Raw genomic sequence first — 3,770 nt, forward strand, 5'->3', positions numbered from 1 at the left:
ATAGAAGACCGAGCCCACGAGCGTGAGGCCGTCGCCAACGTTCAGCGGCAGGCCCTGGTCGAGCACCACGAACCCCGCGCCCACAAGCGTTACGACCGCGGCGATCACGCTCATGCGGCGCGGCCTGCCCTGCCCCAGGGCCCACGCGCACAGCGGCACGAGCGCGCAGTACACGCCAGTGAGAAACGCGTTCTTGCCTGGCGTGGTGTAGACGATGCCGTACGTCTGGAACACGTAGGCAAGCCCGTAGAACACGCCAAGGAGCACGCCCGTGCGCACGACCGGCGCGCAGAGGTTGCCGCAGATGCGCCGCCAGAAACAGGCGAGCATGAGCAGGGCCGACAGGCCAAAGCGCACGAGCAGAAGCCAGAACACCGGGAACTGCGCCGTGACGTCCTTCATCACGAAGAACGAGAAGCCCCAGGCAAGGGCGCAGGCAACAATGAGGAGCTTGTTGAACCAGGGGGCGTCGACGAGGCGGCCCGCGTGGGTGCCCTTCTCGGCCACGCCCTTCTCGGCCACGTGAGCGGTGGCAGCACCCGGCGCGCCCTTCTCGGCCACGCCCTTCTCGGACATGAAGTTGTGGAAGGAATCGTTTGGGCTCACGGGCTACACCAGGTCAAAGTCGGCGTAGCTGGGCAGCACCTCGTTAGCGGCGCTTACGTCCTGCTTGACGTAGGCCGAGCCGGTGAAGCCCAGCACGTAGCAGCCCGCGGCGAGGCCCGAGCGAATGCCCGCTGGCGAGTCCTCGACCACCACGGTGTGGGCTGGGTCCGCGTGCAGGTACTCCATGGCCGTGGCATAAGGCATGGGGTCGGGCTTGTGGCGCTCGACCATGTCGCCGGTGATGATGCAGTCGAAGCACGAGGCCAGGCCAAAGCGGTCGAGGCCCACGAGGATGTGGCTCGAGACCGTGGTGGAGACGAGGCCGCAGCGCACGCCGGCGGCACGCAGGCGCGCGAGCACGTCGTGGATGCCGGGAAGGGCGGCCGCCTCGGGGTTGTTGTAGCTCGCCCTGTCGATGAGGCCGCGCTCGATGCACTCGGCCTTCTTGTCGGCGAACTCGTCGGCCGTGACGTGGACGCCGTACTTGGCGCCGATGGCCGGGATCGTGGTCTTGCCGTCCTGGCCGCACATCGTGAGGCAGTCCTCGAAGGTGGCGGGGATGCCCAGCTCGCCAAAGATCACCACGTTGCGGCGGGCGGCGATGGGCTCGGAGTCGATGAGCACGCCATCGCAGTCGAACAGGACGCAGTCGATTCTCTCAGGACGAGGCATAGTCACTCCCGTGGTCGCATGGTCAACGATGACCCATTCTAGCAGGATGTTTAGTGGGGACTGCTGGGCATGAGGGGACTGCGCCATGAGCACGGGGGTGCTCCGTGCGTCCAACGCAACAACCAAGCGGCATTGCGTGCCCAACGCGACAATCGAGCAGGATTGCGTGCCCAACGCGACTAAACCGGCCCTCCAGAGCCGTCATCTAGTCGCGTTGGGCACGCGAGCGGACAAACAAGGCGCAATAGGCACGCAAGAGAATGCTTAGGACGAGAAGAAACGACAGACGAGGACGTGGACGCGGGGTGAAATTTCACCCCAATTTCACCCCTCTGGGCAAAAACAGACGATCGCGACACAAAAAAACAGGCCAGAGGATATGTCCCCTGACCTGTGAGTTTCGATGGAGCCAGCTACCAGACTTGAACTGGTGACCCCCGCTTTACGAGAGCGGTGCTCTACCAACTGAGCTAAGCTGGCAACTCCATGACCGCCGCACACGTGGTGTGCTGCAGCGAAGACAGACTATACCGTATACACCCGCACTCGCGCAAGCCATTTGCGAGAAATAATTTAGCAGCCACCACTCGCAAATACGCCGACGCCCACGGCTCCCCCAGGCCATAGAATCGCACTCGGAAGGATAACGACCAGGGGAGCCATCATGAGCGACACAATCAAACTTGCGACCATCGGCACGTCGATGATCAGCGACGACCTCATCAACGCCGCAGGCCAGGTCGAGGGAATCGAGTACGTGGGCACGCTCTCGCGCAACGCCGTGAGCGCGCGCGAGTTCACCGAGAGGCACGGCGGCTCGCGCCCCTTCACCTCGCTCGAGCAGCTCGCCAACTGCAAGGACGTCGACGCCGTCTACATCGCCACGCCCAACGCCCTGCACTACAAGCAGGCCCTCGCCTGCGTGCGCGGAGACAAGCACGTCCTGGTCGAGAAGCCCTTCTGCTCAAACCGCTACGAGGCCCAGTCGCTCTACGCCGCGGCCGAGCTCCACCACGTCCTGGCGCTCGAGGCCATGCGCCCCGTCCACGACCCGGCCTGGGCCACGATCTGGGCGGCCCTGCCCAAGCTGGGCCAGCTGCGCCGCGCCACCTTCCGCTTTGGCAAGTACTCGAGCCGCTACGACGACGTCAAGGCCGGCCGCCACACCAACATCTTCGACGCCAAGATGGCTTCGGGCGCCCTCATGGACCTCGGCGTCTACTGCATCGAGCCCATGGTGGCCCTCTTTGGCGCGCCCGACCGCATCGTCGCCGCCCCCACGCTCATCTCGGACGCCCGCACCGAGTCGACAGGTGGCGTCATCGACGGCGCGGGCTCGGTCCTGTGCAGCTACGGCAGGCACTCCGGCACGCCCGGCCTCGTCGTCGAGATCGCCTACTCAAAGATCTCGACCGACCTGCTCCCCTGCCAGATCGAGGGCGACCTCGGCACCCTCACGCTCGACGCGATGAGCGTGCCCCAGTCCGCCGAGGTCATGGTGCGCGGCCAGGCCATCCGCGGTGCCGCGACCACCACGACCAACAGCGTCGGCAACGTCACCGAGAGGCTCAACATCGAGCCATGCGCCAACAACATGGTCCACGAGGTGCGCGACTTCGTGAGCCTCGTAAACGGCGAGTGCATCGACACCCTGTGGGGCGCGAGCATGGCCCCCACCGGCGCCGCCTCGAGCTTCACCGACGTCACGCTCGACGCCCTGGCCATCTGCGACGAGATTCGCCACCAGGGGCTCATCCACTTCCCCGCAGACTTCCACATCGAGTAGGGCAAAAGGCCGATAAGGTCACAACAGACAAAGCGAGAGGGACCCGCCAGACCAGGCAGGCCCCTCTCGCCATTTACGTACGCGTTGCCGAGAAGCACGCCCCGCGCGCTATCCCAGAAGCTCCAGCACCCGGCGCTTCGTCGCGAGCGACTCGGGCGTGAGCATCCACTCGCCACGTCCCTCGCGCTCGCAGGCGACGTCGACCTCGCCCACGATCTTGCTCGGGCGCCCCTCCTTGGGGGCGCCGCTCATCACCAGGATGCGGTCGGCCATCTCCACGGCCTCGTCGACGTCGTGGGTCACGAGCATGCACGAGATGCCCAGGTCGCTCACCATCGAGAGGAACCACGCGCGCATGTCGCGGCGCGTGAGCGCGTCGAGCGCGCTGAACGGCTCGTCCATGAGCACCACGTCGTTGTCCATGAGGTAGGTGCGCAGGAGCGCCGCACGCTGGCGCATGCCGCCCGAGAGCTCGGCCGGGTAGCTATCCTGCGTACCCTCGAGGCCAAAGCGCCCAAAGAGCGGCTCGGCCTTGGCGCGCGCCTCGCGCCTGGGCGTGCCCGCAACCAAAAGAGGCAGGCACACGTTGTCGACGATCGTGCGCTGGGGCAGCAGCAGGTCTTTCTGCAGCATGTACGAGATGCGCCCCGGCTTGCCCGTGACGTCCTCGCCATGCAGCAGCACGCTGCCCGAGACGGGCTCGGTG

Annotated in this window: 4 protein-coding genes and 1 tRNA gene; 1 reads left to right on the top strand and 4 read right to left on the bottom strand. The window is 65.9% G+C overall.

Features of this window, described 5'->3' with window-relative positions; genetic code table 11:
- The 3 genes from AC1VTH_RS07300 to AC1VTH_RS07310 form a co-directional block, all read right to left on the bottom strand.
- Positions 1–606: DMT family transporter (locus AC1VTH_RS07300; protein WP_481335484.1), on the bottom strand; the 606-nt coding region annotated here is incomplete at its 3' end.
- Between the two features lie 3 nt (positions 607–609).
- Complete coding sequence (locus AC1VTH_RS07305) at positions 610–1,278, bottom strand: HAD family hydrolase (protein ID WP_481335485.1); 669 nt, start codon at positions 1,276–1,278, stop codon at positions 610–612.
- Between the two features lie 404 nt (positions 1,279–1,682).
- Positions 1,683–1,758: transfer RNA gene (locus tag AC1VTH_RS07310), tRNA-Thr, on the bottom strand.
- Between the two features lie 184 nt (positions 1,759–1,942).
- Here AC1VTH_RS07310 and AC1VTH_RS07315 point away from each other — a divergent pair.
- Positions 1,943–3,064, top strand: coding sequence for a Gfo/Idh/MocA family protein (locus AC1VTH_RS07315; RefSeq protein ID WP_481335486.1), 1,122 nt, complete (start codon positions 1,943–1,945; stop codon positions 3,062–3,064).
- Positions 3,065–3,172: 108 nt separating this feature from the next.
- Here AC1VTH_RS07315 and AC1VTH_RS07320 read toward each other — a convergent pair.
- Positions 3,173–3,770, bottom strand: a 598-nt coding sequence (locus AC1VTH_RS07320) for an ABC transporter ATP-binding protein (RefSeq protein ID WP_481335487.1), incomplete at its 5' end; no start/stop codon positions are given.

It is taken from the genome of Parolsenella sp. (genome assembly GCF_982402205.1).